This is a genomic window from Mycobacterium europaeum, assembly GCF_034555895.2.
GTDB lineage: Bacteria > Actinomycetota > Actinomycetes > Mycobacteriales > Mycobacteriaceae > Mycobacterium > Mycobacterium europaeum.
In genome coordinates this window covers 2,792,348-2,817,610 of sequence record NZ_CP157315.1, presented here as the reverse complement: position 1 = coordinate 2,817,610, position 25,263 = coordinate 2,792,348, and the positions used below count along the sequence as shown (strand labels likewise).

Sequence of the window (25,263 nt, the reverse complement as noted above, 5' to 3'; positions counted from 1 at the left end):
GCGTCGAGGTTTTACTCGCCGTGCTTGCTGCCGGCCTGACCGGCGCTTGGGACCACGTTCCGGAAGAACTCGATACGCGCGGTGACGAACTTGCGGACCGCCTCGATGGCTTGCTTGCGGCCGTTCTCGACCGATTCCAGCACGTCGTCGGAGAGTTCGGCCCAGCTCGGCCGGTGCGCTTGCCGTCGGCCTGCCGGCCAAGGACTTTCGCGGCCGTGACCGGGCCGTAAGTCCCTAACACGCCGATTTGCGCGCCTGCTAACTTGCCACCATGGCGGTATCGACCAACGGCGGAGCTCCCCGGCGCGGCCCCTTGCCTTTGAACGCGCCCGGGGGCGTCGGCCTGGGCAGCGCCGTCAAACCGTTCACCAGCACCGGTCGGTACGTCGCCGAGTCATGGCGCGACTACCTCAGGCAGGGGCCCGACGAGCTTCCGATCGCGCGGCCCACCCTCGCCCTGGCGGCCCAGGCGTTTCGCGACGAGGTCGTCCTGCTGGGCCTGAAGGCGCGACGCCCGGTCAGCCACCCCGAGGAGTTCGAACGGATCACCAGCGAGGTGGTCGCGGGGCTGAAGTTCTACGGCGACCGTGGATGGCTCGACAACCCCAAGAGATTCTTCGGTGCCCCGCCGCCGCTTTCGGACGTCACCGTGCGAAAGGTCAAAAAGGGCAAGCGTTCCTACTACCGCATGTCCTTCGACAGCGGATACCTGCCCCGGCCGGGCGAACCGGGCGCGGACCGGTGGATGAGCTACACCGCAAACAACCGCGAATACGCCCTGCTGCTTCGCCATCCGCAACCACGGCCGTGGTTGGTGTGCATCCACGGAACTGAAATGGGCCGAGCCGCTTTGGATCTCGCTCTGTTCCGGTCCTGGCGGTTGCACGAAGACCTCGGTTTGAACGTCGTCATGCCGGTGCTGCCGATGCACGGCCCGCGCGCCAGGGGTCTCCCGAAAGGCGCGGTCTTTCCCGGGGAGGACGTCCTAGACGACGTGCACGCGACCGGCCAGGCGGTGTGGGACATCCGGCGGTTGCTGTCCTGGATACGCCGGCAAGAGCCCGAATCGCAGATCGGGCTGAACGGTTTGTCGCTGGGTGGCTACATCACCGCGCTGGTTGCCAGCCTCGAACCCGGGCTGACGTGCGCAATCCTCGGTGTCCCGGTCGCAGACCTGGTCGGCCTGCTGAGCCGGCACTCCGGGCTCGCCCCCGGCGATCCCCGCCGGCAGACGATCGAACTCGCCGAGCCCATCGGACGGATGACGTCGCCCCTGTCACTGGCGCCGCTCGTGCCGATGCCCGGCCGCTTCATCTACGCGGGCGTCGCCGATCAGGTGGTGCATCCCCGGGAGCAGGTCATCCGCCTCTGGGAACACTGGGGCAAACCCGAAATCGTGTGGTACCGCGGCGGGCACACCGGATTCTTCCGTGCGCGACCGGTGCAGCGGTTCGTCGAAGCGGCGTTGCAGCAGTCGGGTCTGTTGAACAGCGCCGTCGACCAGCGCGACCGCCCCGCTTAACCGCGGAGGTTCGGCGATGAATCTGCTGGATCCGCTCGACGCGGCGATGATGACCGCGGAATGGGTGTCCAACCCGATGCACGTCGGTGCCGTGCTGATCCTTTCGCCGCCCGGCGACGCCGGGCCCGACTACGTCGACGAGCTGCATCGAACGACACTGGCCGGCAACGGTTCGATCGATCCGCGACTGCGCAAGTACCCGCATCGCGGTGTCGACACCGGTGGCATGTGGGTCTGGCGGCACATGGATCCGGTCGACGTGAGCCGGCATTGCCAGCGGCGCACGGTTTCCGGTCAGGGTCTGTGGCGGCTGATCGGCGAGTTGGACGCGCTCGGCCTCGACCCCGCACGGCCGATGTGGATGTCGTATCTGATCGACGGCCTCGACAGGGGCCGGTTCGCCTTCTACATCAAGGTGCATCACACCGTCGTCGACGGGGTGGCCGGCTTCCGAATGATCACCGATGCGCTGAGCGACAACCCGGATCGGCGCTCGATGCCACCGTTTTACGCCGACTCCCGCGGCGAGCCCACGGGGTCGACGGCGACGGGCGGGCTGATCTCCCGGTTGCTGTCGCCGATACGGTCGCTCACCGGCGCCGCCGCCTCGGGTGCGGGGCTGGTCGGGCGGGTGACCACCGGCGAGATCGCCACCGTGCTGGACGCCCTGGTCGGGCACACCACCGCGTTGCCCCTGGGGGCGCCCTACACCCGGTTCAACGGCCGCCTCGGCCCCGAGCGCGCGGTCGCCGCGGGCAGCTGGACAAACGACCGCATCCACGCCGTGCGGCAGGCGGCCGGCGTGACCGTCAACGACGTCCTCACCGCGATGGCCGCCGGGGTTGTCCGCCGCTGGTTGCGGGACAGGGGGGAGCTGCCCAAGCGGTCGCTGGTGGCGGCCTGCCCCATCACGGTGCGCGAGCGCGAGCAGGAAATGCCAGACGATCGGCATGCCAACAGGTTCGGGCTCTGGATGTGCCCGCTGGGCACCGACCTGGACGACCCGCTGGCCCGACTGAACGCGATCCACCGCTCGATGTCGGAGGGAAAGCGCTGGGTGGCCAAACGGGGAGCGGCGGCGTCACTGCTGACGAACGCCGGAAGCATCGCGACCACGGCGATCGGCCCGCTGCTGCCGTTCGCGCCGAAGATCCGGACCGGGTACAACCTGCCGATCTCCCACGTCCGCGGCCCGGCTGCCGAAATGTATTGGAACGGCGCGCGAATCGAGGAAATGTATCCGGTTTCGACGGTCTACGACGGCCACGGGCTCAACATCACGACGTGCTCATACGCCGACCGGGTCGGCTTCGGCTTCGCCGCCGGCCGCGTCGTGGTGCCCGATATCGAGACGCTGGTACCTCTGACCGAGCAGTCGCTGGCCGAGCTGGAGGATGCCCTGGGGGCCGCCTGACCCGCGGCGGCACCATGATGCGCCCGGGCCATTCGTCGAGGCCGAACGGGGACGAACGGCCCTAGAGGGTTGCAGGCGACGGGCCATACGTTCAGCATGGCATCGGGAGATCCGATGCCGCGGCACGAAACATTCGGATTGCAAACCGGCGAATACAGATGGGCGGGGGCGTGGCGTTTTTCAAGGTGGTCGCAGCCGACCTCGACGGCACCCTCACGTCGGGCGGCAAACTGGACCCGGAGGTCCTGCGGGCGATCGACCGGGCGCGCAGCGACGGCCTGGCGATCGTGGTCGTCACCGGCCGCATCGGGGCCGAATTGCACGCCGAGTTCCCCCAGTTGGCCGGCCACGTCGACGCGCTGGTGCTCGAGAACGGCGCCGTGGTGTCGTTCGACGGAGAGGCCAGGGCGCTCGCACCTGCGGTGGGTCCGGAGCTGGACAAAGCGCTCACCGAGCGGGGGATCCCGTTCCGGCGGGGCCAGGTGCTGGTGGCCGTCGACGGTGAGCACGTTGCGGCAGTCGGTGAGGTGATCGGTCAACTGGAAATGGACTACCAGCTGGTCCGAAATCGCGCCGCCCTGATGGTGCTGCCGGCGGGGATCACCAAGGGCACCGGCTTGACCTCGCTGTTGGAGACGATGAACCTGTCGCCACACAACACGGTGGCGGTGGGCGACGCGGAGAACGATCTGTCGTTGCTCGGTGTGGCCGAGGTCGGTGCGGCGGTGGCCAACGCCGTCTCGTCACTTCGGCGATCCGCCGACGTGGTGCTGGACGAGCCGGGAGCTGCCGGTGTCGCCGGACTGCTGAACAGCCCCTATCTTTCTGGGGCGGAACGATTCTGCCCGTCGCGCCACTGGCTCGAGATCGGAGCGTTCGAGGACGGAACCCCCACGAGACTGCCGGGAAGCCAGGCACGGATCCTGGTCACCGGGCCGGCCGCGTCGGGAAAGAGCTACCTCGTCGGCCTGATGGTGGAGCGATGGATCTCGGCCGGCTACTGCGTTCTCGTCATCGACCCCGAGGGTGATCACCTGCAGCTGCAGCAACTCGGCCATGTGCAGATCGTCGACGCCGGTCATCACCTGCCCGAACCCGCCGAGCTGGTCAACGCCCTGCGCCCCGACTCCGGCATCGTGGTCGATCTGTCCGGACTGGCCGAGCCGGGCAAGACCGACTACGTGCATCGGCTTCGGGCGACCGCTGAGGCGCACCGAGAACGGTACGGCTTCCCGCATTGGGTGGTTTACGACGAGGCCCACCTCCTGGGCATGGGGGAGCAAGCGCATTGGGCGCGCCGCGGCGGCTACGTCCTGTGCTCGTTCGTCCCGGCGTCGCTGCCCGCCCACGAGGCCGACAGCAGCGACGTCGTGGTGACGCTCACCAGGTCCGACACCGCGACAGACCTGGCCTCCCGGCGCCGGGCCACCATCCGATTCGGCTCGGGGCCACCCCGCGAATTCACCATCGGGGAACGCCACACCAGGCACGTCCGGCACCGCCACAAATACGCCGACATCCACCTTCCGGCAGAGCGGCGGTTCTACTTCCACAGCACCGACGGCCTGCCCATCGCACCGGCCGCAACGATGCACGACTTCACGGTAGCGTTGCGGCACCTCGACCAACAAGCGCTCGAATACCATCTCGAACGGGGCGACTTCTCTCACTGGCTGGAAGGCACCATCGCCGACAAGGAACTCGCGGCGCGGGTCGCGGCCTGGGAGGACGACCTGGATGCCCGTCGCGCCGCCGATTTGGAACGAATACGCCAGCAACTGGTGGAAGCGGTCGAGAAGCGTTACCTGCCTTCGCAAGGACACCACTGAGCCCGGGGCGGGCCGACCCCAGGTGGCGCGTTGCGGGAAGCGATCAGCCTCGCGCCAACCGCGAGGCGCGGCCGACGTGGACCATGATGCGTTCCAGGACGGTATTGGACAGGTCGCCGTCGTCGGCAACGCGAGACAGCCCGCGGCGCCGCAGGAACGTGTCGAGGCGTCGATCGGGGGACCAGTCGGCATAGATCGGGCCGAGATACCGCGACTGCAGGAATTCCGAAGCCAGGGCGTCCACGTCAGAGTCGGTCAACAACATCGTCGGGCTATTACCCATAGCCGTGATGCTCCTTTGTTCGGCCGCAAATCGCACCAGCAAAATTACGTCAGATGTCACCATTATTGCGTCACGCGCCGATTGCGGATAGGGCCCAAAGTCATCACCGGAATCCGACTGCGCAATCGCCATGCGGGGCCCGGGCGACGCTGCCCGGGCCCACGCTTCAGCCGGCTATTTGACGGCGACTTTGACGTGCTTCTCCTCGGGTGCGGGCTGCGAAACCGGCACGGAGACAGTCAAAATGCCCTTGTCGTAGGTCGCCTTGATGTCGTCTTCGTTCGCGTTGGACGGTAGCGAGACAGTGCGGACAAACGAGCCGTAGCAAAATTCCGATCGGCCGTCGAATTCCTTCTTCTCGCTGCGCTCGGCCTTGATGGTGAGCTGACCGTCGCGGACCGTGATGTCGACGTCCTTGGCCGGGTCGATGCCGGGAATCTCGGCGCGCACCTCGTAGCGGCCGTCGACCATTTCGTCTTCCAGCCGCATGAGCCGGGTGTCGAACATCGAACGGAGTCCGGCGAACGACGGGAAGCCCGAAAAGAACTCGGGGAACAACGTGTGCGGCTTCTGGGCCGCGGGCAGCGTGGTGGTCATGTCTTCTCCTACAGATGTGTCACTTGCCTCAAACGGACATCTTCGATCCGACCATGCGAGGCGGCGCCAGGGTAGGGACGGAAGTCCTTATCCCGTTTCCGGCGACGACTTTTGGCGCGGCGGGGATACTCGGATGATGGTCGGGACAGCGCGGTCCGCGCGGTGGCCGTCGAGCGTCCGGCGCCGCGACGGGCGGCTGGTGCCGTTCGACGTGGGCCGCATCGAAACGGCGATCGCCCGGGCCGCGCGCGAGGCCGGGCATCGCGACCCCCGCCTGCCCGGCGTGCTTGCCGGGTCGGTGGCCGACGCCCTGGTGGGCCGGCCCCGGAGCGGAATCCCCACGGTCGAGGACATCCAGGACCTGGTCGAGGCGCAGCTGGCGGCGGCCGGCCTCGACGACGTGGCCCGCGCGTACGTCGTCTACCGCCAGCAGCACGCCGAACTGCGCGCGACCAAAGAACTGATCGGCGTGCGCGATGACCTGAAGTTGAGTGTGGCCGCCGTGACGGTGCTGGGCGAACGCTACCTGCTGCGTGACGACCGTGGCAGGCCCGTGGAGTCGACGGGCGAAATGATGGACCGCGTCGCGAACCATGTCGCGGGGGCCGAAGAGAAGTACCGTCGCGGGTCCTCGGCCAGGTGGTCCCAACGGTTTTCGGCGATGCTCCGCGGCCTCGAGTTCCTGCCCAACTCTCCGACGCTGATGAACGCCGGCACCGAGCTGGGCATGCTGTCCGGGTGTTTCGTTCTCCCGGTGCAGGATTCGCTGCACTCGATCTTCGCCGCGCTCGCGCAGGGCGCGGACATACACCAGGCCGGGGGAGGGACCGGCTACACGTTCAGCCACTTGCGGCCCGCCGGTGACCTGGTGGCCCGCACCGGCGGTACGGCCAGCGGGCCCCTGTCGTTTCTCCGGCTCTTCGACTACGCCGCCACGGTCATCTCGATGGGCGGCCGTCGGCGGGGAGCGTCCATGGCGGTACTGGACGTAGCGCACCCCGACATCTACGACTTCGTCACCGCCAAATCCAGCGCCCCGAGCGAGCTCAACCAGTTCAACCTCTCGGTCGGGGTGACCGACGAGTTCCTGCGCGCCGTAGGGGCCGGCGGCAGCCACCGACTGGTCAACCCGAGGACCGGCGCGACGGTCGCGACGGTCTCCGCCGCCGACCTGTTCACCGCGATCTGCGAGGCGGCGCACCGGTGCGGCGATCCGGGGCTGGTGTTCCTCGACACGATCAACCGCGCCAATCCCACGCCGGCGCTGGGCCGGATCGAGGCCACCAACCCGTGCGGGGAAGTCCCGTTGTTGCCCTACGAATCGTGCAACCTGGGGTCCATCAACCTCGCCCGGATGGTGAGCGGCGGTGGCGTCGACTGGGACCGGCTCGCCGCGGTGGCCGAACTCGCCGTGCGTTTCCTGGACGACGTCATCGACGTCAGCCGCTTCCCCTTCCCGGAGATCGAGGCGGCCACCACGGCGACGCGCAAGATCGGGTTGGGCGTCATGGGCCTGGCCGAGCTGCTGGCCGTGCTGGGCATCCCGTACGACAGCGAGCGGGGGGTTCGCCTGGCCGGGCGGATCGCCCGCACCGTCGGCCGGGCAGCGCGCACCGCCTCGGAGCGGCTGGCCGAGGAACGCGGACCGTTTCCGGCCTTCCCCGACAGCCGGTTTGCGGGGTCGGCGCCACGGCGCAACGCCCAACTCACCTCGATCGCGCCGACCGGCACGATCTCGCTGATCGCGGGGACGAGCGCGGGGATCGAGCCGATGTTCGCGATCGCCTATGTGCGTGCCGTCATCGGGCGGCGCCTGCTCGAAGTCAACCCGTGCTTCGACCGCTTGGCCCGCGACCGGGGTTTCTACCATCCCGACCTGATCGCCGAAATCGCCCGGTGCGGCGGCGTGCGCGGGGACCCGCACGTGCCCGCCGAGGTTCGTGCGGCGTTCCCCACCGCGGCGGAGATCGCCCCGGAATGGCACCTGCGCATGCAGGCCGCGGTGCAGCGGCACGTCGACGCCGCGGTCTCGAAGACCGTCAACCTGCCGGCGGAGTCGACCGTCGAGGACGTCCGTGCGATCTATCTCGCCGCGTGGAAGGCGAAGGTGAAAGGCATCACCGTCTACCGCTACGGCACCCGGGCCGGGCAGGTGCTCAGTTACGTGGGATCCGACCAGGCGCTGCTCGCCGCCGACGCCACGTTCAGCGGCGGTTGCCTGGGACGGCGGTGCGAGTTTTGACCGTGTCCAAAGTGGGGCCGACGGGGGTCGAACGGCCCTAGCGGGGGCCGCGGCACCGCCCTACGTTCGGAGAGGACGCGGCCGAATCGCCAGGCCGCAACGACTTTGGAGGTTTGAGGTGCGCGATGCGATCCCGCTGGGGCGGATCGCCGGCTTTCCGGTGAAAGTCCACTGGAGCGTGCTGGTCATTCTGTGGTTGTTCACCTGGAGCCTGGCGAGCACGCTTCCAGGCAGCGTCAAGGGGTATTCGCCCGTCGCCTACTGGGCGGCCGGCGCGTGCGGCGCGCTGGTGTTGCTGGCCTCGCTGGTGGCGCACGAACTGGCGCACGCCGTCGTCGCGCGCCGCGCCGGGGTCTCCGTGGGCAGCGTGACGCTGTGGCTGTTCGGCGGCGTGACCACCCTGGGCGGCGAGGCGAAGACACCCCGGGCGGCCTTCCGGATCGCGATCGCCGGCCCGGCCACCAGCCTCGCGCTGGCGGCCATCTTCGGCGGCCTCGTCGCCGCGCTGCCGACGGTCGGCGCCGCACCCATCGTGGTCGGCGTCGCCTCCTGGCTGGCCGGCATCAACCTCCTGCTGGGACTGTTCAACCTGCTGCCGGGCGCCCCCTTGGACGGTGGCCGGGTGCTGCGGGCCTACCTGTGGCGGCGCCACGGCGACAGCGTGCGCGCCGGCATCGGGGCCGCGCATGCCGGCCGGGTGGTCGCGTTCATCCTGATCGCCTTGGGCTTGGCCGAATTCCTGCTGGGCGGGCTCGTCGGCGGCGTCTGGCTGGCGTTCATCGGCTGGTTCATCTTCGCGGCCAGTCGCGAAGAGGAGATGCGGATATCGACCCAGCAGATGTTTTCCGGGGTGCGCGTCGGCGACGCCATGACGGCCCGGCCGCACACCGCTCCCGGGTGGATCAGCGTCGACGACTTCGTCCAGCGCTACGTGCTCGGCGACCGTCACTCGGCGTACCCGGTCGTCGACCAGAACGGGTCGGTCTCGGGACTGATCACGTTGCGGCAGTTGCGTGACGTCGCGCCCGGGCGCCGCGCCGCCACCACCGTCGGGGAGGTCGCGCAACCGCTGCACGAGGTCCCGTCCGGCGCCCCCCAGGAGCCGTTGACCGCCCTGCTGGAGCGGATGGCGCCCGCCGGTCCGCACAGCCGTGCCCTGGTGTTCGAGGGCGGTCAGGTGGTCGGCATCGTCACCCCCACCGATGTGGCGCGGCTGATCGAGGTCTACCGGCTCGCCCATCCCGACGACGCGAAACCGGCGTCGGCTCAGAGCATTTAGGCCACGACGATCGAAGTCACGGTTTGTGGGCGACGATGGCGACGGCGGCCAGCCGCTTGCGGTGCCGGCGGAACGTGCGGCGCATCGTGAGGACCCGCCTGCGGGCGTCCCGGTGGACGAGCACGTTGCGGGCGAAGCGCAGCGCCCCGAGCAGCCCTTCGTCGGCGACCAGCCGGCGTGGCTGCAGCAGTGCCATCGGGGCCGTCGCGACGTGGTCGACCACCAGCCCGTGTTCGGCCAGCAGCCGCGACCATTCCGCGATCGTCAACGGTCGCGCGTTGACCTTGATCGCCTGGGCCAGCGATCGCCGGATATCGGTGCTGACCTCGTCCGGCACCGTGTCCGGTGTCAGGGCCAATTCGTGGATCGCGTACCGGCCCCGCGGCCGCAGCACGCGCGACGCCTCGGCGACGATGGCGTGCTTGGCCGCGTCGCCGTGCATGGTCAGCATCGCCTCCCCGATGACCACATCGGTGCTGGAGTCGGGTAACCCGGTGGCCGCCGCATCGGCGACACGGACGTCACCGTTCTCGACACCGAGTTCGGTGAGCACGCCGCGAACCACGTTGGCCGCGTCCGGATCCCCCTCGGCGCCGACATACGACCGTGGCCGGCGTGCCACGATTTCGGTGGCGGTCCGGCCCAGGCCCGGAGCGAGCTCCACCACGTCGGAGTCGGCCACCCCGGCGCGGGCCAGGAGTGTGCGGGTGAGCTCGACGCCCCCGGGGCGAAGGACGCGTTTGCCCAGGCGGGCCAACAGCCAGTGGCCCGCCACGGCGGCGTCGGTGCGACTCGCCGCAGGCAGGGAAGGCCGCACGTCGGCCCGTGGCTTGCTCATCAGATTGCCCGCCCCGCAGCGCATTCCAGAATCTGCTTCACCTGTTCTCCCAACGCGGTCGTTTTTACAACTGATATTGTGTAAACTCTATCGCATGACGTACGTGATCGGAAAGCCGTGCATCGACGTGATGGACCGCGCCTGCGTGGAGGAGTGTCCCGTCGACTGCATCTATGAGGGTGGTCGGGCGCTCTACATCCATCCCGACGAATGCGTGGATTGCGGTGCGTGCGAACCGGTGTGCCCGGTCGACGCCATCTACTACGAAGACGACCTGCCTGAGGAGCTCAAACCGTACCTGGCCGAGAATGAGGCGTTCTTCGCCGAAACGCTGCCGGGCCGCGAGGCTCCCCTGGGGTCCCCGGGTGGGGCGGCCAAGATTGGCCCGCTGGGTGTAGACACGCCTTTGGTGGCCGCCCAGCCGAGGGCCGACCAAGCGGAAGGAGCGTGAGGGCCCGTGAAGTTGCCGCCCGCGTCGATCGGGGAATCCGCCAGCCGGCGCCGCGAGGTGCTGCGGGTGTTGCGGCGGTCGGCCGATCCCATGAGCATCGCCGCGATCGCTGAAATGCTGGGCGTGCACCCCAACACCGTCCGCTTTCATCTCGACAGCCTGGTCGGCGACGGGCAAGTGGAGCACGTCGAGCTGGGCCGCAAGGGCCCGGGCCGCCCGCCGCTGATGTTCCGCGCCGTCAGGCAGATGGACCGCGGCGGCACGCGGCACTACCGCCTGCTCGCCGAGATCCTGGCCACGGCGTTCGCCGGAGAGCGCGATGCCGGCGCCAAGGCCCAGGCCGCGGGCCGCGCCTGGGGGCACAAACTGGAATCCAGCGTGGAAGAGGTCCCCACCCCGCCCGCCAGCGCCGACGACGCCATCGACCACCTCGTCAACATGCTCGACGAACTCGGCTTCGCGCCCGAACGCCGGGTGGCCGACGGGGAGCAACAGGTCGGCCTGCGGCACTGCCCCTTCCTGGAGTTGGCCGAAAACCGGACCGCCGTCGTCTGCCCGGTGCACCTGGGCCTGATGCAGGGCGCCATGGAGGCGTGGGAGGCGCCGGTGTCCGTCGACCGGCTCGACGCGTTCGTCGAACCGGATTTGTGCGTGGCGCACCTGGCGTTGCAGAAGGCGGCCACATGAGCACCGGGCCGGCGATCGCCGTCGCCGTCACCTTCGTGTGGCTGGGCATGGTGCTGGCCATCTCGTTCCTGGAAGCGCCGCTGAAGTTCCGCGCGCCCAACGTGACCCTCCAGATCGGGCTCGGCATCGGGCGGCTGGTGTTTCGCGCCCTCAACACCGTCGAGGTCTGCTTCGCCCTCGTCGTCCTGGCGATCGTGGTCGCCGGCCCGACGTCTCCGGGCATCGTCGCGGCGATCGCCGTCGCCGCCGGCGCGCTGGCCCTGCAGCTGATCGCGGTGCGTCCGCGATTGACGCGCCGATCCGACGCGGTGCTCGCCGGGTCGGACGGACCGCGCTCCCGGGCCCATTACGTGTACGTGGCCTTCGAGGTAGTCAAGGTCATCGCGCTCGTCGTGGCGGGGATACTGCTTCTGACGGCCTGATCGCCCCCGCTCAACCGCAAAGGACTCAGCTATGGAATCGATCTCGTTGACCACCCTCGCGTCCGAAAAGCTGGCGGAGGCAAAGGAATCGCACAGCGGGCGGGCGGCCCACACCATCCACGGTGGCCACACCCGCGAGCTCCGGCAGACCGTGCTGGCCTTGCTTGGCGGCCACGAACTTTCCGAACACGACAGCCCCGGCGAGTCGACGCTGCAGGTGCTGCAGGGGCATGTCCGCCTGACCGCCGGCGCCGACGCGTGGGTCGGCAGAGCCGGCGACTATGTCGCGATCCCCCCGGAACGGCACGCGCTGCAGGCGGTCGAGGATTCGGTGGTCATGCTGACCGTGCTCAAGACCGTCCCCGCGGCCCACTAGCCGATGCTGTCCACGCCCTGGTCACGGGACTTCGGGCTGCGGGTACCGATCGTCAACGCGCCGATGGGCGGGGTCGCCGGTGGCCGGTTGGCCGCGGCGGTCACCGCCGCCGGCGGTCTGGGCATGGTCGGCATGGGCAGCGTCGCGACGCGAGAGCTGCTCCGAGCCCAGCTGCAGCACGTGCGCGGAACGTTCGGGATCGGCCTGGTCGACTGGGTGATGCGCACCGAGGCGGGGTTGCTGGAGGACGCCCTGGCCGCGCGGCCGGCGCTGCTGTCGGTCAGCTTCGGCACCGACTGGTCCTGGGTCGCCCGGGCGCACGACGCCGGGATCCCCACCGCCACGCAGGTGTACGACGGGCTCGGCGCGCGCCGAGCGGCCGACGCCGGCGTCGACATCCTGGTGGCCCGCGGCTCGGAGGGCGGCGGGCACGGTGAGACCAAGCTCGCGACCCTGCCCTTGCTCGACGCCGTGCTGGACGCCGTGTCGATGCCGGTGCTCGCGGGCGGCGGCGTCGCGTCGGCGCGCAGCCTGGCCGCCGTGCTCGCCGCCGGTGCGAGCGGGGCGTGGGTGGGCACCCGCCTGGCGGCGTGTCCGGAGGCGCTCTCCGGCGACGGCAGCCGCCGCGCGCTGATCGCGGCCCGGGCCACCGACACCGCGGTCACCCGGGCGTTCGACGTCGCCCAGGCCCGGCCGTGGCCCGCGCGATTCCCGTCGCGGGTGCTGACCAACGACTTCGTGGAGCGCTGGACGGGCAAGGAGGACGCGCTCGACCCGCAGGCCTGCGACGAACTCGCGGCGTCCATCGCGGCCGACGATCGCCGGGTCGCCCCGGTGGACGCCGGTCAGGGTGTCGGGATGATCCGCGACGACGCGCCGGTGGCCGCCGTGATCGACGAAATGTGCTCCGGCGCAGAGCGTTTGCTGGCGGGCTGGGGCTCGGCGCGCGCCTAGCTGTCGTGACCTGACACGTTGTTGTCAGGCAGCGAGTCGGCTGATTGGGGGTCGTCCGCCGAGGGCGGAGTGGCCTCGTCGAGTGTTGTAGCGGCGAAGGAATTGGTCAAGACCGCGGCTGCGCAGGGTGTTGTTGGTCCAGGGGCGGGCGTAGGCCCATTCGTTGAGCAGGGTCCGGTTGAAACGTTCTGCTTTGCCGTTGGTCCATGGACAGCCGGGTTGGGTGAATCGGCGTTTGAGCTGCCAGGCCGCACACACCCAGCTCCAGTCGGTGCCCTGGCGATAGACCAACGCGTTGTCGGTCAGTAACCGACGCACGCGCACGCCGTGGGCGGCGAACCAGACCAGTGCCCGGTGGAGAAACCCAGCGCACGTCGGGTCCTTCTCGTCGGGGAGCACTTCGCTGTAGGCCAGCCGGGTGTAGTCATCGATAGCGGTGTGGACGTAGTCGTAGCCGATCTTGGTCTTCTTGTGCCGGTGGGCAACGGAGATCGCGGCGTCGCGGCCGTGCAGCCGCCATCCACCGCCTGACGGGATACGGCCGAGCTTTTTGACGTCGACATGAACCATGGCCCCCGGCGTGGGGTGTTCGTAGCGGTTGGGGCTGCGCCGAGAGCAGCGCAGCGCCTCGCCAGTGATCGGGTCAAGGGCACTCAGATGCGGCATCTGGTGGCGCACCAGAATCCGCCCGACCGTCGAGGGATTCAGATCGAGTTCTGCAGCGAGCACAACAGCGCCACGCTTACGGCGCCGGCGGGCGGCGAGCACCTTCTGCTCGACCCGATGACTCGTGCGGTTGGGCATCCGGATCGGCCGTGACGAACGGTCGGCCAGCGCCGCATCGCCGCCCTGGGCATATCGGCGCAGCCACTTGTACACCGTTGCCCGCGAAACCCCCAGTTGCTCAGCCACATGCGCAGCCGGCCACCCGGCGGCGACACGCTCAACGATCAGCCGACGAGCGAACACATTGGTACGAGCGTTAGCGTGAGACACAAGGACCTCCTACGGGTGAATGCCAGACACATCCACTCCGTCAGGAGGTCCTCCCACTTTCAAGCAGGCACGCGGTTAACAACCTTCCGGGTCACGACACCTAGCCGTCGCCCGGGGTCAGCACGACGCAACAGCGGTCCTGCCCGGGGCATAGCCGGGCGTCGGGCCCGTGCGGCGCCAGGGCATCGGCCACGCCGGTGATGAGTGCGTGGTTCATGTTGCAGGCCAGCTCGGTCTGCTCCCGGGCGAGCGCGTGGAACGGGCAGTTCGCGAGTTCGATCCGGCGGCCTACGGTGTGGGGTTCGTAGCCGTACCTGCTCAAGACCTTGGCGGCGACCCTGAGCCCGGCCGCCGCGTTGGCGGGCCGGCGCGCCGTCGCTCCGATGGTCCGTCCGTAAGCGCGCGCGACCCCGTTGAGGACCTCGACCACGGGCTCGCCCGTGCTGGCGGACTCCGCGATCGCCGTCGCCATCAGCCGCCCCGCCAATTCGTATTCGCGCTGGGGCAGACTGACGGCGATGTCGCGGCGCGCGCGGCGATACAGCTTGGATGTCCGCCCCGCACCCGGCCCGGACCGGCCGGTCACGCGTGCGTAGTCGCTTTCCAGCAGCCCCTCGGCGGTCAACCGATCCAAGTGGAACTTGGCCTGGTGCTGGGCGACCCCGACCGCGTCGGCCGCCTGGTCGCGGCTCACCGGGGCGGATTGCGCGCACACGTATCGGTAGAGCTCGCGGCGCACCGGATCGGCGAGCGCCCCGATGCCGGCGGCGTCGCGTTCCAGGGAGTCGTCGTCCACGTTCACGCCATTTCTAACGGATAAAACTCTTGACGCTACAGTCTACTGATTCTAGCGTTCAAATTATTATCCGTTAGAAGAAGGAGGCGGCCATGAGCACCACTAACACGACACCCACGTTCGCGGCCCAGCTGAAGGATCCCGCGTTGTCGGCGTACTACGCACTTCGCACGGTCTTCACCGTCGCGCCCATCGCGTTCGGGCTGGACAAGTTCTTCAACGTGCTGACGTACCCACATCACTGGAGCATGTACCTGGCCCGCTGGATCGACGACCTGGTGCCCGGCACCGCCGACCAGTGCATGTACCTGGTGGGCGTCATCGAGATCGTGGCCGGCGTGCTGGTCGCCGTCGCCCCGCGGTTCGGCGCCTGGGTGGTCGCGGCGTGGTTGGCCGGAATCATCGTCGACCTACTCACCGGGCCGGGCTTCTACGACGTGGCGCTGCGCGACTTCGGGCTGCTGGTCGGCGCCATCGCCCTCGCCCGGCTGGGGCAGGGCGTGCACAGCGGCGCCATCGGGCGCCCATGACGGGTCGGCTCAGACCCCGCGCAGATAGCGTTTGGCGATGACGCGCTGGGCCACCGAGACCACCGGCCCGGCGGCCTTGCTCCACCAGGTGGCCGGCCGCGAGAACGCCGTCACCTCCGCGAACACCGCGGAGGTGACGGGGTCATACCGGACGACGAAACGTTCCTCGCCGGATTCCGGGTGTCCCGGCAGGGTGCCGTAGGCGAATCCGCGGATATCGGGTTCGTCGACGACATAGACCACCCGGCACGGCGCGGGCAGGAAACCCATGCGCACCACCACCACCGTGTCGACCTCGGCGACCTCGGAGCTGGGCCGCACCCGCAGGCCGGCCCCGTGCTGCATCCCCCAGCGCATGACCGCGTGGGCGGCCTGCTCGAAGCGCTGCCGGCCCGCGCCGATCTGGGTCTCGGTGTGCAGGTGACCGTAGCCGGCGGGCAGCGCGCCGGAGGCGGTCGCTCCCACCTCGGTGTACGTCAGCGGGAGGCCCTCGAGCGCTGCTAAGTCCACCTGCCCAGCTTGCCACGACGGGATGCGCGCCGGCATTTGCGGCGTACGGTCGTAAAAGTGACCGCACAGAACTCGAAAACCGTTGCAGAAGCGTCCGGAACGTTCACCCTCGGCGGCGACCTGACCGTCAATCGACTCGGCTTCGGCGCCATGCGCCTGACCGGCAAGGGCGTCTGGGGACCGCCGGCCGACCGGGACGAGGCGGTCAGGGTGTTGCGGCGCGCCGTCGAACTCGGCGTGAACTTCATCGACACCGCCGACTCCTACGGCCCCTACATCGCCGAGGACATCATTCGCGAGGCGCTGCACCCCTATGACGGGCTGGTCATCGCGACCAAGGCGGGCCTGCTGCGCACCGGACCGGACGTCTGGATCCCGCTGGGCAACCCGAGCTATCTGCGCCAGGAATGCGAGATGAGCCTGCGCCGCCTCGGCGTCGACACCATCGACCTGTTCCAGCTGCACCGCATCGACCGCGACTTCCCGCTGGCCGACCAGGTGGGCGAGCTGCTGGCGCTGAAGAACGAGGGCAAGATCCGCCACATCGGCCTGTCGGAGGTCAACGTCGACCAACTCGCGGAGGCCCAGCGGATCACCGAGATCGTGTCGGTGCAGAACATGTACAACCTGTCCGCCCGCGGCGCCGAACCGCTGCTGGACGCCGCGACCGAGCAGGGCATCGGCTTCATCCCGTGGTTCCCCCTGGCGGCCGGGCCGCTGGCCGCCGCCGACGGCCCGCTGCAGCGCATCGCCGGCGAGCACCACGCGAGCCCGTCGCAACTGGCGCTGGCCTGGTTGCTGAAGCGGTCGCCGGTGATGCTGCCGATCCCGGGCACCTCGAAGGTGGCGCACCTGGAGGAGAACGTCGCCGCCGCCGAGATCACGCTGTCCGACGAGGAGTTCGAAACCCTGTCCGCGGCCGGGGCTCAACAGACGGTCTGACCCTGGCTTGGCCCGCGAAACTGTATTCCACGACGCGTTTCGCGGGTCGGCCCGTCCGTAGTTGCAGTCTCGCGGCCCGGATACGGTGTCCGGATGACCAGCGAACGGGCCGGGCATCCCGGCGGTGGGTTCAACCCGCCGGAGCCGACGACCAAGGGCGGCCCCGACTACGGCAGGTTCATCGACGCCGTGCGCACCCTGCAGGACCACGCCCGCGCCGTCGACGCGCCCGACGCGGTGATCACCGAGGCCGCCGACCTGCTGGACAAGGTGTCGGCGCTGCTGAGCCCGTTCGACGCCGACGAATGGGAGTCGCCGTCGGGCCGCCGGATGGACCTGCCGATGCGCGGCAACATCCTGAGCGTGCCCATGAAGGCCCGCAAGACCGACGACGGCCGCATCCAGGGCACGGCCCGGTTCGCCCGGTTCCACCTGGGCCGCAACGGCGCCGTGCACGGGGGATGCCTGGGAATGCTGTTCGACAGCGTGCTCGGGCTGACGTCCGCGGTGCTCACCGGGGGCCCCTACCAGCGCACCGCCTACCTGAAGATCGACTACCGGCACATCGTGCCGATCGAGAAGGAATTGCGGTTCGACGCCGGCGTCGACCGGGTGGACGGGCGCAAGATCTTCGTGTCCGGCCGGTTGACGGACGGCGACACGCTGCTGACCGAAGCCGACGCCCTGTTCGTGCGGCTCAAGCCCGGTCAGCCCTGACGGCCCCGCCGTCGGCGCCGGGCCGGTAATGGCTTGAGCCCTGGCTCGCCCGCCCCGATAGCATGGCAACGACTAATCACGGATCGTTAGTCACCCCCCGAACGACTGAGCCCTGGAGACCCAACGCGATGAGCGCCCCCGCAAACCGATCGCCGCAGGCCGACGGCGCCGACCCGCAGGCCCCGATCCGGGTGCCCGCCGGGACCACGGCGGCCGCCGCGGTGCGCGAGGCGGGGCTTCCGGGCCGGGGGGCGCCCGACGCGATCGTGGTGGTGCGCGACGCCGCCGGCAAGCTGCGCGACCTGAGCTGGGTGCCCGACGCCGACGTCGACGTCGTGCCCGTCGCCGCCAACACCGACGAGGGCCGCAGCGTCATCCGGCATTCGGCCGCGCACGTGCTGGCCCAGGCCGTCCAGGAGATGTTCCCGCAAGCCAAGTTGGGGATCGGGCCGCCCATCACCGACGGCTTCTACTACGACTTCGACGTGGCGGAGCCGTTCACCCCGGAGGACCTGGCGGCGCTGGAGAAGCGGATGCGTCAGATCGTCAAGGACGGGCAGCTGTTCGAGCGCCGCGTCTACGAGTCCAAGGACCAGGCCCGCGCGGAGTTGGCGAACGAGCCCTACAAGCTCGAACTGGTGGACGACAAGTCCGTCGGAACCGAGCACATGGCCGAAATAATGGAGGTCGGCGGCGACGAGCTCACCGCCTACGACAACCTCAATCCCCGCACGCGCCAACGGGTTTGGGGCGACCTGTGCCGCGGGCCGCACATCCCGACCACCAAGCACATCCCGGCGTTCAAGCTGACCCGAAGCTCCGCCGCCTACTGGCGGGGTGACCAGAAGAACGCCAGCCTGCAACGCATCTACGGCACCGCGTGGGAGTCGCAGGAGGCGCTGGACCGACACCTCGAGCTGCTCGCGGAGGCGCAACGCCGCGACCACCGCAAGCTGGGCACCGAGCTGGACCTGTTCAGCTTCCCCGACGAGATCGGTTCCGGGCTGGCCGTTTTCCACCCCAAGGGGGGCGTGGTGCGCCGGGAGCTCGAGGAGTACTCGCGGCGCAAGCACATCGAGGCCGGCTACGAATTCGTCAACACCCCGCACATCACCAAGGCGCAGCTGTTCCACACCTCGGGCCACCTGGACTGGTACGCCGAAGGGATGTTCCCGCCGATGCACCTCGACGCCGAACTGGGCGACGACGGCACGGTGCGCAAGCCGGGGCAGGACTACTACCTCAAGCCGATGAACTGCCCGATGCACACGCTGATCTTCCGATCGCGGGGGCGTTCCTATCGCGAACTTCCGTTGCGGCTCTTCGAGTTCGGCACCGTCTACCGCTACGAGAAGTCCGGTGTGGTGCACGGGCTGACCCGGGCGCGCGGCTTCACCATGGACGATTCGCACATCTTCTGCACCCGCGAGCAGCTGCACGGCGAACTGGCGTCGCTGCTGCGGTTCGTGCTCGAGTTGCTCGGGGACTACGGCCTGGAGGACTTCTACCTGGAGCTCTCCACCAAGGACCCGGAGAAGTTCGTCGGCACCGACGAGATGTGGGAGCAGGCCACCAACTCGCTGGCCGAGGTGGCCGCCGAGTCGGGCCTGGAGCTGGTTCCCGACCCCGGCGGCGCCGCGTTCTACGGCCCGAAGATTTCCGTGCAGGCCCGCGACGCACTGGGCCGCAGCTGGCAGATGTCGACGATCCAGGTGGACTTCAACTTCCCGGAACGCTTCGAGCTGGAATACACGGCCCCGGACGGAACCCGCCAGCGGCCCGTGATGATCCACCGCGCGTTGTTCGGGTCGATCGAGCGGTTCTTCGGCATCCTCACCGAGCACTACGCGGGGGCGTTCCCGGCGTGGCTGGCGCCCGTGCAGGTGGTCGGCATCCCGGTCGCCGACGAACACCTGCCCTACCTGGAAAGCGTTGCCGCGCAGTTGAAATCGCACGGGGTGCGGGTCGAGGTGGACGGCAGCGACGATCGGATGGCCAAGAAGATCGTCCACCACACCGCCCAGAAGGTGCCGTTCATGCTGCTGGCCGGTGACCGCGACGTCCAGGCCGGGGCGGTGAGTTTCCGCTTCGGCGACCGCACGCAGATCAACGGCGTGCCCCGCGACAGTGCCGTCGACGCCATCGTGGCCTGGATCGCGGATCGCGAAAATGCGTTGCCCACAGCCGAACTGGTGAAGGTGGCCGGCGGTGAGTGATCCCCAGGACCGCGCCGATGACACCATCCTGGACACCGGTGTCGGCCAGAGCGACCACCTGCAACGGCTGTGGACGCCGTACCGGATGACGTACCTGGCCGAAGCGCCGATGAAGCGCGACCCGAACTCTTCGGGCAAGACCGAGCAGCCGTTCACCGACATCCCGCAGCTGTCCGACGAGGAGGGCCTGGTGGTCGCCCGCGGCGAGCTCGTCTACGCCGTCCTCAACCTCTACCCCTACAACCCGGGGCACCTGATGGTCGTGCCGTACCGGCGGGTGTCCGAGCTCGAGGACCTCACCGTCGACGAGAGCGCGGAACTGATGGCCTTCATCCAGAAGGCGATTCGCGTCATCAAGAACGTGTCGCGGCCGCACGGCTTCAACGTCGGCCTGAACCTGGGCAGCTCGGCGGGCGGGTCGCTGGCCGAACACCTGCACGTGCACGTCGTGCCGCGCTGGGGCGGCGACGCCAACTTCATCACCATCATCGGCGGGTCCAAGGTGATCCCGCAGTTGCTGCGCGAGACCCGCCGGCTGCTGGCCGCGGAGTGGGCCAGCCAGCCATGAGGCTTGAGCGCTCATGAGTCGCGGCGGTGACGATTCAGTGGGGGTACCGTCCGCTTGCGGGGGAGAGCGCCGCACATGAGTAAGGTGCCGTTCCTGTCGCGGGCGGCGTTCGCGCGGCTCACCACGCCGACCGCCCGGGCATGCCTGCGGATCGGGCTGACACCCGACGCGGTCACCATTCTGGGCACCATCGTGGCGGTGGCCGGGGCGCTGACCCTGTTCCCGATGGGCAAGCTGTTCGTCGGCACGCTGGTGGTCTGGTTCTTCGTCCTGTTCGACATGCTCGACGGGGCCATGGCCCGCGAGCGTGGGGGAGGCACCCGTTTCGGGGCCGTGCTGGACGCCACCTGCGACCGGGTCAGCGACGGGGCGGTGTTCTGCGGGCTGGCGTGGTGGGCCGCCTTCGGGCTGCACGACAAGCTGTTGGCGGTGGCGACGCTGATCTGCCTCGTCACGTCGCAGGTGATCTCCTATATCAAGGCCCGGGCCGAGGCCAGCGGGCTGCGCGGTGACGGCGGCCTCATCGAACGGCCGGAACGGTTGATCATCGTGCTGGTCGGCGCCGGGGTGTCCGACTTCCCGTTCGTGGCCTGGCCGCCCGCGCTGCCGGTGGCGATGTGGCTGCTGGCGGCGGCCAGCGTCCTCACCTGCGTGCAGCGGCTGCACACGGTGCGGACCTCGCCCGGCGCGACGGAGCGCATGCCGTGATCCCGGGCACGAACCTGATCAGCGCGCCCCGCCGGATGGTGTCCGGCACCGCGGCCGACTGGACGTACGCGGCCGGGTGGATGGCGGTGCGGGCGATGCCGGAATTCGCGGCGCGCACCGCGTTCGCCACGGGGGCACGCTATGCGGCCCGCCACGGCGGCCCGGAGCAGCTGCGCAAGAACCTGGCCCGCGTCATCGGCGTGCCGCCGGCCGAGGTGCCCGACGCGCTGATGCGGGCCTCGCTGGCGTCCTACGCCCGCTACTGGCGTGAGGCGTTCCGCCTGCCCACGGTCGACCACCGCAGGCTCGCCAGGGAAATCGACGATTCGGTCCTGGGCCAAGACAACCTGGACGGGGCGCTGGCCACGGGCCGCGGCGTTGTCCTGGCGCTGCCGCACAGCGGCAATTGGGACGTGAATGGGGTGTGGCTGGCGCAGACCCGCGGCACCTTCACCACCGTCGCCGAGCGGCTCAAACCCGAGTCGCTGTACCGGCGTTTCATCGCCTACCGCGAACGCCTCGGCTTCGAGGTGCTGCCGCTGTCCGGCGGCGAACGGCCACCCTTCGAGGTGCTGTGCGAGCGGTTGCGCGGCAACGGGGTGGTGTGCCTGATGGCCGAACGCGACCTGACCCGCACCGGCGTCGAGGTCGACTTCTTCGGCGAACCCACCCGGATGCCCGCCGGGCCGGCCAAGCTGGCGATCGAGACGGGCGCGGCGCTGCTGCCCGCGCACTGCTGGTTCGAGGGCGACGGCTGGGGCTGCAACATGCAGCCGCCGCTGGATTGCGGCAGCGGCGACGTCGTGGCCATCACCCAGGCGCTGGCCGATCGGTTCGCCACGAACATCGCCGCCCACCCCGAGGACTGGCACATGCTGCAACCCCAGTGGCTGGCCGACCTGTCCGACGCTAAACAGGCGCGCCTCCGGGAGACCTGATGCGCATCGGGATGGTCTGCCCCTACTCGTTCGACGTGCCCGGCGGGGTGCAGTCGCACGTCCTGCAGCTGGCCGAGGTGATGCGCCGGCGCGGGCACGAGGTGAGCGTGCTGGCGCCGGCGTCGCCGCACGCGGTGCTGCCCGACTACGTCGTCTCCGCGGGCAAGGCCGTCCCCATTCCGTACAACGGCTCGGTGGCCAGGCTGCGGTTCGGTCCCGCGACGCACCGCAAGGTGAAAAAATGGCTTGGCGAAGGTGATTTCGACGTCCTGCACCTGCACGAGCCCAACGCGCCGAGCCTGTCGATGCTGGCCCTCAACATCGCGGAGGGACCCATCGTCGCGACGTTTCACACCTCGACCACCAAGTCGCTGACGCTGACCGTCTTCCAGGGCATCCTGCGGCCGATGCACGAAAAGATCGTCGGCCGCATCGCGGTCTCCGACCTGGCCCGGCGCTGGCAGATGGAGGCGCTGGGCACCGACGCGGTCGAGATCCCCAACGGGGTCGACGTCGACTCGTTCGCCTCCGCGCCGTTGCTGGACGGCTACCCGCGGCCCGGCAAGACGGTGCTGTTCCTGGGCCGCTACGACGAGCCGCGCAAGGGGATGTCGGTCCTGCTCGATGCGCTGCCCGGGGTGGTTCGGCGCTTTCCGGATGTGCAACTACTCATCGTCGGCCGCGGCGATGAAGACGAATTGCGCGGCCAGGCAGGCGAATTGGTGAAGCACATGCGCTTCTTGGGTCAGGTGGACGATGCCGGGAAGGCGTCGGCGATGCGCAGCGCCGACGTCTACTGCGCGCCCCACGTCGGCGGCGAGAGCTTCGGCATCGTCCTGGTCGAGGCCATGGCCGCCGGCACCGCGGTGGTGGCCAGCGACCTGGACGCGTTCCGGCGGGTGCTGCTCGACGGCGAGGTGGGGTGCCTGGTGCCCGTCGGTGACAGCGCTGCGCTCGCGGACGCGCTGGTTTCGGTGCTAGAAAACGATGTGCTGCGCGAACGCTTTGTGGCCGCCGGTTCGATGGCCGTCCAGCGCTACGACTGGTCGGTGGTGGCCAGCCAGATCATGCGGGTCTACGAGACGGTCGCCGCGTCCGGCGCCAAAGTCGAGGTGGCCGGCTGATGACGTGGCTGATGGTCGCCATCGCGGTGCTCGTCGGGCTGTTGGCCGTCTTGGGTGCCTGGGCCTATCAGACGGCGAACCGGCTGGACCGGCTGCACGTTCGCTACGACCTGTCGTGGCAGGCGCTCGACGGAGCGCTGGCGCGGCGCGCGGTGGTCGCCCGGGCGGTCGCCATCGACGCCTACGGCGGCGCCTCGGAGGGCAGGCGGCTGGCCGCGCTGGCCGACGCCGCCGAGGCCGCGCCGCGGCAGGAGCGCGAGTCCTGCGAGAACCAGCTGTCCGCCGCGCTGGCGATCGTGGACCCGGCGTCGCTGCCGGCCGGGCTGATCGCCGAGCTGGCCGACGCCGAGGCCCGGGTGCTGCTGGCCCGCCGCTTCCACAACGACGCGGTCCGGGACACCCTCGCACTGCGTGAGCGATTCCTGGTGCGGTCCCTCCGCCTCGGCGGGACCGCCGCGCTGCCGAGCTATTTCGAGATCGTCGAACGGCCCCACGCGTTGGCCCACGGCGACCACGGGGTGCTCAACCACCGCACGTCGGCGCGCGTCGTGCTGCTCGACGAGACGGGTGCGGTGCTGCTCCTGCGTGGTTCGGATCCGGCGCTCGGCCGCGCCAACGCACCGAAATGGTGGATCACCGTCGGCGGCGAGGTGCGCAAGGGGGAGCGGCTGGCCGAGGCCGCCGCGCGGGAATTGGCCGAAGAGACCGGGCTGCGGGTCGCGCCCGGCGAGATGGTCGGGCCCGTCTGGCGGCGCGACGAGGTGTTCGAGTTCAACGGCGCCCTGATCGACAGCGAAGAGTTCTATTTCGTCTACCGCACCCGGCGGTTCGAGCCGTCTGGTGCGGGACGAACCGACTTGGAACACAGCTACATCCACGGCCATCGCTGGTGCGATGGCGCCGACATTCTCCGACTGGCGGCGGCCGGCGAGACGGTGTACCCGATGCAGCTGTCCGAACTGCTCAACGACGCGGCCGCGCTGGCCGGTGGCCGGGCCCCGGGCCCGCTGCAATCCATCCGCTGACGGCGCTAGAGCCCGTCGATCGCGACATGCAGGTCGGGCGGCAGGCCCAACCCCGCGGCCAGCGATTCCGGAAGTGCCTGCACGGCGACCGGGCTCAGGCCACCGGCAACGGTGACCGAGAGGGTCTGGAACGGCCCGGGAAGGCCGGTGGCGTAACCGAAGTCGACGAACGGCCGGATGAAGGGCTGCAGCAGGTCGGCCAGCGGGTTGCCCAGAATCGGGATCATGCGCAAAGGGTCCAGCAGCGGCAGGTTCTGCGTCGGAATCAGGTAGTAGGTCGTCACGCCGATATGCGTCTGGATGGCCGTGGCGACCTGCGCCGCGCTCAACGTCGGATAGGTGCCGTGCAGGTAGGGGAAACCCAACAGGGCATTGAGGTCGGCCGGGATGTTGAAGATCGACCGCGGGAAGTAGGCGATGGGGTCGTACTGCAGCGTGTAGATCGCGGTCTGGTAGAGGGTGTCCACCGGGGTCACGACGTGAAACGCCCCGAAGCCGGGGATGAAGTGCGTCAGGATGCCGGTGCCCGGAACGTTCGGATCGGAGAGCAACACGAACGAGAGCAGGTCCGAACTCGGCCGGATGGCCGCGGGCAACGCGTCCAGATAGCGCATTTCCAGGGTGGCGATGGTGGCGCTTTGCGAATAGCCCAGCACGACAACGTGATTGCCTGCGCCGGTTTCGGTCAGGATCGCATTGTTCAGTATCGTCACACCCTCTCGGACCGACTGGCCGAAGGTTTGGCTGGTGAGGCCGGTGACGGGCCAGAAGTCCTCCGGCGTAGTCAGCCCCACCGGGCTGTAGCCGGGGTAGTGCGGGGCGATGTAGGTGTTGTAGACCGAGGTCACGTAGGTGGGGGTGGGTTGTGGGTTCCCCGTGCCGCCCATGATCAACGCCACGTTGGTCGACGACGTCGTCGTCGGGGCGCTTTGCACCTGGCTTGCCACGCTCAGGCTTCCGGTCATCGTCTGCTGCGCGGGCAGCGCCGGCGCCAATTGTGTGGCGGCCGCGTTGGAGGCCTCGGCCTGGGCATACGAATCGCTGCCGTTGATCAGCGTCTGCACGAATTGTTGATGAAACGCCTCCGCGCGGGCCGCGATCTCTTGATAGCGCTGGCCGTACGCGGCGAACAGCGACGCGGTGCGGACGGACACCGCATCCGCGGCCGGCGGGAACACCGCGGTCGTCGGGGTCGCCGCCGCGGCGTCCGCGGCGGCGATCGCCGAACCGATTCCCTGCAGATCGCCCGCGGCCGCCGTCAACGTCTCCGGGGCGGTGATCACAAATGACATCGCACTG

27 protein-coding genes are annotated in these 25,263 nt (G+C 69.4%); 19 read left to right on the top strand and 8 right to left on the bottom strand.

The features are described from left to right. Positions 1 to 11: 11 nt before the first annotated feature. A complete protein-coding gene (locus tag U8D42_RS12445) occupies positions 12 to 143 on the bottom strand; it encodes a hypothetical protein (RefSeq protein ID WP_322861570.1) in 132 nt (43 codons plus the stop codon). Between the two features lie 128 nt (positions 144 to 271). Here U8D42_RS12445 and U8D42_RS12440 point away from each other — a divergent pair, with 128 nt between their 5' ends. The 3 genes from U8D42_RS12440 to U8D42_RS12430 all read left to right on the top strand — a co-directional run bounded on the left by U8D42_RS12440 (position 272) and on the right by U8D42_RS12430 (position 4,765). Next, the gene (locus tag U8D42_RS12440) at positions 272 to 1,522 is read left to right on the top strand and encodes an alpha/beta hydrolase family protein (RefSeq protein ID WP_322861571.1); all 1,251 of its coding nucleotides are present in this window, start codon (positions 272 to 274) and stop codon (positions 1,520 to 1,522) included. 16 nt (positions 1,523 to 1,538) lie between these two features. Continuing rightward, positions 1,539 to 2,936, top strand: coding sequence for a wax ester/triacylglycerol synthase family O-acyltransferase (locus U8D42_RS12435; protein WP_322861572.1), 1,398 nt, complete (start codon positions 1,539 to 1,541; stop codon positions 2,934 to 2,936). A gap of 170 nt (positions 2,937 to 3,106) precedes the next feature. Continuing rightward, positions 3,107 to 4,765 (top strand): HAD-IIB family hydrolase, encoded by a 1,659-nt coding sequence (locus U8D42_RS12430; RefSeq protein ID WP_322861573.1) that lies wholly within the window; start codon positions 3,107 to 3,109, stop codon positions 4,763 to 4,765. A 43-nt stretch (positions 4,766 to 4,808) separates the two neighbouring features. Here the strand turns inward: U8D42_RS12430 and U8D42_RS12425 are convergent, their stop codons facing one another. Both U8D42_RS12425 and U8D42_RS12420 read right to left on the bottom strand, forming a co-directional pair. Further along, the gene (locus U8D42_RS12425) at positions 4,809 to 5,024 is read right to left on the bottom strand and encodes a hypothetical protein (protein ID WP_208859494.1); all 216 of its coding nucleotides are present in this window, start codon (positions 5,022 to 5,024) and stop codon (positions 4,809 to 4,811) included. Between the two features lie 198 nt (positions 5,025 to 5,222). Beyond that, a complete protein-coding gene (locus U8D42_RS12420) occupies positions 5,223 to 5,645 on the bottom strand; it encodes an Hsp20/alpha crystallin family protein (protein WP_322861574.1) in 423 nt (140 codons plus the stop codon). Positions 5,646 to 5,781: 136 nt separating this feature from the next. Between U8D42_RS12420 and U8D42_RS12415 the strand changes: the two genes are divergently transcribed. Both U8D42_RS12415 and U8D42_RS12410 read left to right on the top strand, forming a co-directional pair. After that, complete coding sequence (locus U8D42_RS12415) at positions 5,782 to 7,887, top strand: adenosylcobalamin-dependent ribonucleoside-diphosphate reductase (RefSeq protein WP_322861575.1); 2,106 nt, start codon at positions 5,782 to 5,784, stop codon at positions 7,885 to 7,887. 118 nt (positions 7,888 to 8,005) lie between these two features. Beyond that, positions 8,006 to 9,166 (top strand): site-2 protease family protein, encoded by a 1,161-nt coding sequence (locus tag U8D42_RS12410; protein WP_322861576.1) that lies wholly within the window; start codon positions 8,006 to 8,008, stop codon positions 9,164 to 9,166. Positions 9,167 to 9,182: 16 nt separating this feature from the next. On the opposite strand, the gene U8D42_RS12405 is transcribed toward U8D42_RS12410, so the two are convergent. Then, on the bottom strand, positions 9,183 to 10,004 hold the full coding sequence (locus U8D42_RS12405; protein WP_322861577.1) for a class I SAM-dependent methyltransferase: 822 nt from the start codon (positions 10,002 to 10,004) through the stop codon (positions 9,183 to 9,185). A gap of 94 nt (positions 10,005 to 10,098) precedes the next feature. Between U8D42_RS12405 and fdxA the strand changes: the two genes are divergently transcribed. Genes fdxA through U8D42_RS12380 form a run of 5 tightly spaced genes read left to right on the top strand, consistent with a single transcriptional unit; the run spans position 10,099 to position 12,894 of the window. After that, the gene (gene fdxA / locus U8D42_RS12400) at positions 10,099 to 10,455 is read left to right on the top strand and encodes a ferredoxin (RefSeq protein ID WP_322861578.1); all 357 of its coding nucleotides are present in this window, start codon (positions 10,099 to 10,101) and stop codon (positions 10,453 to 10,455) included. Between the two features lie 6 nt (positions 10,456 to 10,461). Next, on the top strand, positions 10,462 to 11,142 hold the full coding sequence (locus U8D42_RS12395; protein ID WP_322861579.1) for a helix-turn-helix transcriptional regulator: 681 nt from the start codon (positions 10,462 to 10,464) through the stop codon (positions 11,140 to 11,142). Further along, positions 11,139 to 11,564 (top strand): hypothetical protein, encoded by a 426-nt coding sequence (locus tag U8D42_RS12390; RefSeq protein ID WP_322861580.1) that lies wholly within the window; start codon positions 11,139 to 11,141, stop codon positions 11,562 to 11,564. The genes U8D42_RS12395 and U8D42_RS12390 overlap by 4 nt, the downstream gene beginning before the upstream one ends. 31 nt (positions 11,565 to 11,595) lie before the next feature. Then, positions 11,596 to 11,940, top strand: a complete 345-nt coding sequence (locus U8D42_RS12385) for a cupin domain-containing protein (protein ID WP_322861581.1) — start codon at positions 11,596 to 11,598, stop codon at positions 11,938 to 11,940. Between the two features lie 3 nt (positions 11,941 to 11,943). Then, positions 11,944 to 12,894, top strand: coding sequence for an NAD(P)H-dependent flavin oxidoreductase (locus tag U8D42_RS12380; RefSeq protein WP_322861582.1), 951 nt, complete (start codon positions 11,944 to 11,946; stop codon positions 12,892 to 12,894). Positions 12,895 to 12,918: 24 nt separating this feature from the next. Here the strand turns inward: U8D42_RS12380 and U8D42_RS12375 are convergent, their stop codons facing one another. Both U8D42_RS12375 and U8D42_RS12370 read right to left on the bottom strand, forming a co-directional pair. Continuing rightward, a complete protein-coding gene (locus U8D42_RS12375) occupies positions 12,919 to 13,890 on the bottom strand; it encodes an IS481 family transposase (protein WP_322861702.1) in 972 nt (323 codons plus the stop codon). Positions 13,891 to 13,990: 100 nt separating this feature from the next. Then, positions 13,991 to 14,686: a helix-turn-helix transcriptional regulator gene (locus tag U8D42_RS12370; protein WP_085240179.1), complete on the bottom strand. Its 696-nt coding sequence runs from the start codon at positions 14,684 to 14,686 to the stop codon at positions 13,991 to 13,993. Positions 14,687 to 14,778: 92 nt separating this feature from the next. Here U8D42_RS12370 and U8D42_RS12365 point away from each other — a divergent pair, with 92 nt between their 5' ends. Then, positions 14,779 to 15,216 carry a DoxX family membrane protein gene (locus U8D42_RS12365; RefSeq protein ID WP_322861536.1) on the top strand — a complete coding sequence of 146 codons (438 nt, stop codon included), beginning with the start codon at positions 14,779 to 14,781 and terminating at the stop codon, positions 15,214 to 15,216. Positions 15,217 to 15,225: 9 nt separating this feature from the next. On the opposite strand, the gene U8D42_RS12360 is transcribed toward U8D42_RS12365, so the two are convergent. Next, a complete protein-coding gene (locus U8D42_RS12360; protein ID WP_085240133.1) occupies positions 15,226 to 15,726 on the bottom strand; it encodes a DUF1990 family protein in 501 nt (166 codons plus the stop codon). A 57-nt stretch (positions 15,727 to 15,783) separates the two neighbouring features. Here U8D42_RS12360 and U8D42_RS12355 point away from each other — a divergent pair, with 57 nt between their 5' ends. From U8D42_RS12355 to U8D42_RS12320, 8 genes are all read left to right on the top strand, one after another. Then, the gene (locus tag U8D42_RS12355; RefSeq protein WP_085240134.1) at positions 15,784 to 16,668 is read left to right on the top strand and encodes an aldo/keto reductase; all 885 of its coding nucleotides are present in this window, start codon (positions 15,784 to 15,786) and stop codon (positions 16,666 to 16,668) included. A 93-nt stretch (positions 16,669 to 16,761) separates the two neighbouring features. Then, positions 16,762 to 17,385 (top strand): PaaI family thioesterase, encoded by a 624-nt coding sequence (locus U8D42_RS12350; protein ID WP_322861535.1) that lies wholly within the window; start codon positions 16,762 to 16,764, stop codon positions 17,383 to 17,385. Between the two features lie 128 nt (positions 17,386 to 17,513). Next, entirely contained in the window at positions 17,514 to 19,601 is a 2,088-nt protein-coding gene (gene thrS / locus U8D42_RS12345; RefSeq protein WP_322861534.1) for a threonine--tRNA ligase, read from the top strand. Then, positions 19,594 to 20,169, top strand: coding sequence for an HIT family protein (locus tag U8D42_RS12340; RefSeq protein ID WP_322861533.1), 576 nt, complete (start codon positions 19,594 to 19,596; stop codon positions 20,167 to 20,169). The genes thrS and U8D42_RS12340 overlap by 8 nt, the downstream gene beginning before the upstream one ends. Positions 20,170 to 20,244: 75 nt before the next feature. After that, a complete protein-coding gene (gene pgsA, locus U8D42_RS12335) occupies positions 20,245 to 20,877 on the top strand; it encodes a phosphatidylinositol phosphate synthase (RefSeq protein WP_322861532.1) in 633 nt (210 codons plus the stop codon). A gap of 35 nt (positions 20,878 to 20,912) precedes the next feature. Next, positions 20,913 to 21,815 carry a phosphatidylinositol mannoside acyltransferase gene (locus tag U8D42_RS12330; protein ID WP_322861540.1) on the top strand — a complete coding sequence of 301 codons (903 nt, stop codon included), beginning with the start codon at positions 20,913 to 20,915 and terminating at the stop codon, positions 21,813 to 21,815. After that, positions 21,815 to 22,939 (top strand): glycosyltransferase family 4 protein, encoded by a 1,125-nt coding sequence (locus U8D42_RS12325; RefSeq protein ID WP_322861531.1) that lies wholly within the window; start codon positions 21,815 to 21,817, stop codon positions 22,937 to 22,939. The genes U8D42_RS12330 and U8D42_RS12325 overlap by 1 nt, the downstream gene beginning before the upstream one ends. Further along, positions 22,939 to 23,964 (top strand): NUDIX hydrolase, encoded by a 1,026-nt coding sequence (locus U8D42_RS12320; protein ID WP_322861530.1) that lies wholly within the window; start codon positions 22,939 to 22,941, stop codon positions 23,962 to 23,964. The genes U8D42_RS12325 and U8D42_RS12320 overlap by 1 nt, the downstream gene beginning before the upstream one ends. Before the next feature lie 5 nt (positions 23,965 to 23,969). Here the strand turns inward: U8D42_RS12320 and U8D42_RS12315 are convergent, their stop codons facing one another. Next, a complete protein-coding gene (locus U8D42_RS12315; RefSeq protein WP_322861529.1) occupies positions 23,970 to 25,256 on the bottom strand; it encodes a PE family protein in 1,287 nt (428 codons plus the stop codon). Positions 25,257 to 25,263 lie beyond the last annotated feature (7 nt).

Coding starts and splice junctions, on each gene's coding strand:
- U8D42_RS12325 (WP_322861531.1), top strand. CDS start 21,815: ATGCGCATCGGGATGGTCTGCCCCTACTCGTTCGACGTGCCCGGCGGG.
- U8D42_RS12415 (WP_322861575.1), top strand. CDS start 5,782: ATGGTCGGGACAGCGCGGTCCGCGCGGTGGCCGTCGAGCGTCCGGCGC.
- U8D42_RS12385 (WP_322861581.1), top strand. CDS start 11,596: ATGGAATCGATCTCGTTGACCACCCTCGCGTCCGAAAAGCTGGCGGAG.
- U8D42_RS12405 (WP_322861577.1), bottom strand. CDS start 10,004: ATGAGCAAGCCACGGGCCGACGTGCGGCCTTCCCTGCCTGCGGCGAGT.
- U8D42_RS12420 (WP_322861574.1), bottom strand. CDS start 5,645: ATGACCACCACGCTGCCCGCGGCCCAGAAGCCGCACACGTTGTTCCCC.
- U8D42_RS12315 (WP_322861529.1), bottom strand. CDS start 25,256: ATGTCATTTGTGATCACCGCCCCGGAGACGTTGACGGCGGCCGCGGGC.
- U8D42_RS12390 (WP_322861580.1), top strand. CDS start 11,139: ATGAGCACCGGGCCGGCGATCGCCGTCGCCGTCACCTTCGTGTGGCTG.
- pgsA (WP_322861532.1), top strand. CDS start 20,245: ATGAGTAAGGTGCCGTTCCTGTCGCGGGCGGCGTTCGCGCGGCTCACC.
- U8D42_RS12440 (WP_322861571.1), top strand. CDS start 272: ATGGCGGTATCGACCAACGGCGGAGCTCCCCGGCGCGGCCCCTTGCCT.
- U8D42_RS12380 (WP_322861582.1), top strand. CDS start 11,944: ATGCTGTCCACGCCCTGGTCACGGGACTTCGGGCTGCGGGTACCGATC.
- U8D42_RS12320 (WP_322861530.1), top strand. CDS start 22,939: ATGACGTGGCTGATGGTCGCCATCGCGGTGCTCGTCGGGCTGTTGGCC.
- thrS (WP_322861534.1), top strand. CDS start 17,514: ATGAGCGCCCCCGCAAACCGATCGCCGCAGGCCGACGGCGCCGACCCG.
- U8D42_RS12330 (WP_322861540.1), top strand. CDS start 20,913: ATGGTGTCCGGCACCGCGGCCGACTGGACGTACGCGGCCGGGTGGATG.
- U8D42_RS12365 (WP_322861536.1), top strand. CDS start 14,779: ATGAGCACCACTAACACGACACCCACGTTCGCGGCCCAGCTGAAGGAT.
- fdxA (WP_322861578.1), top strand. CDS start 10,099: ATGACGTACGTGATCGGAAAGCCGTGCATCGACGTGATGGACCGCGCC.
- U8D42_RS12350 (WP_322861535.1), top strand. CDS start 16,762: ATGACCAGCGAACGGGCCGGGCATCCCGGCGGTGGGTTCAACCCGCCG.
- U8D42_RS12435 (WP_322861572.1), top strand. CDS start 1,539: ATGAATCTGCTGGATCCGCTCGACGCGGCGATGATGACCGCGGAATGG.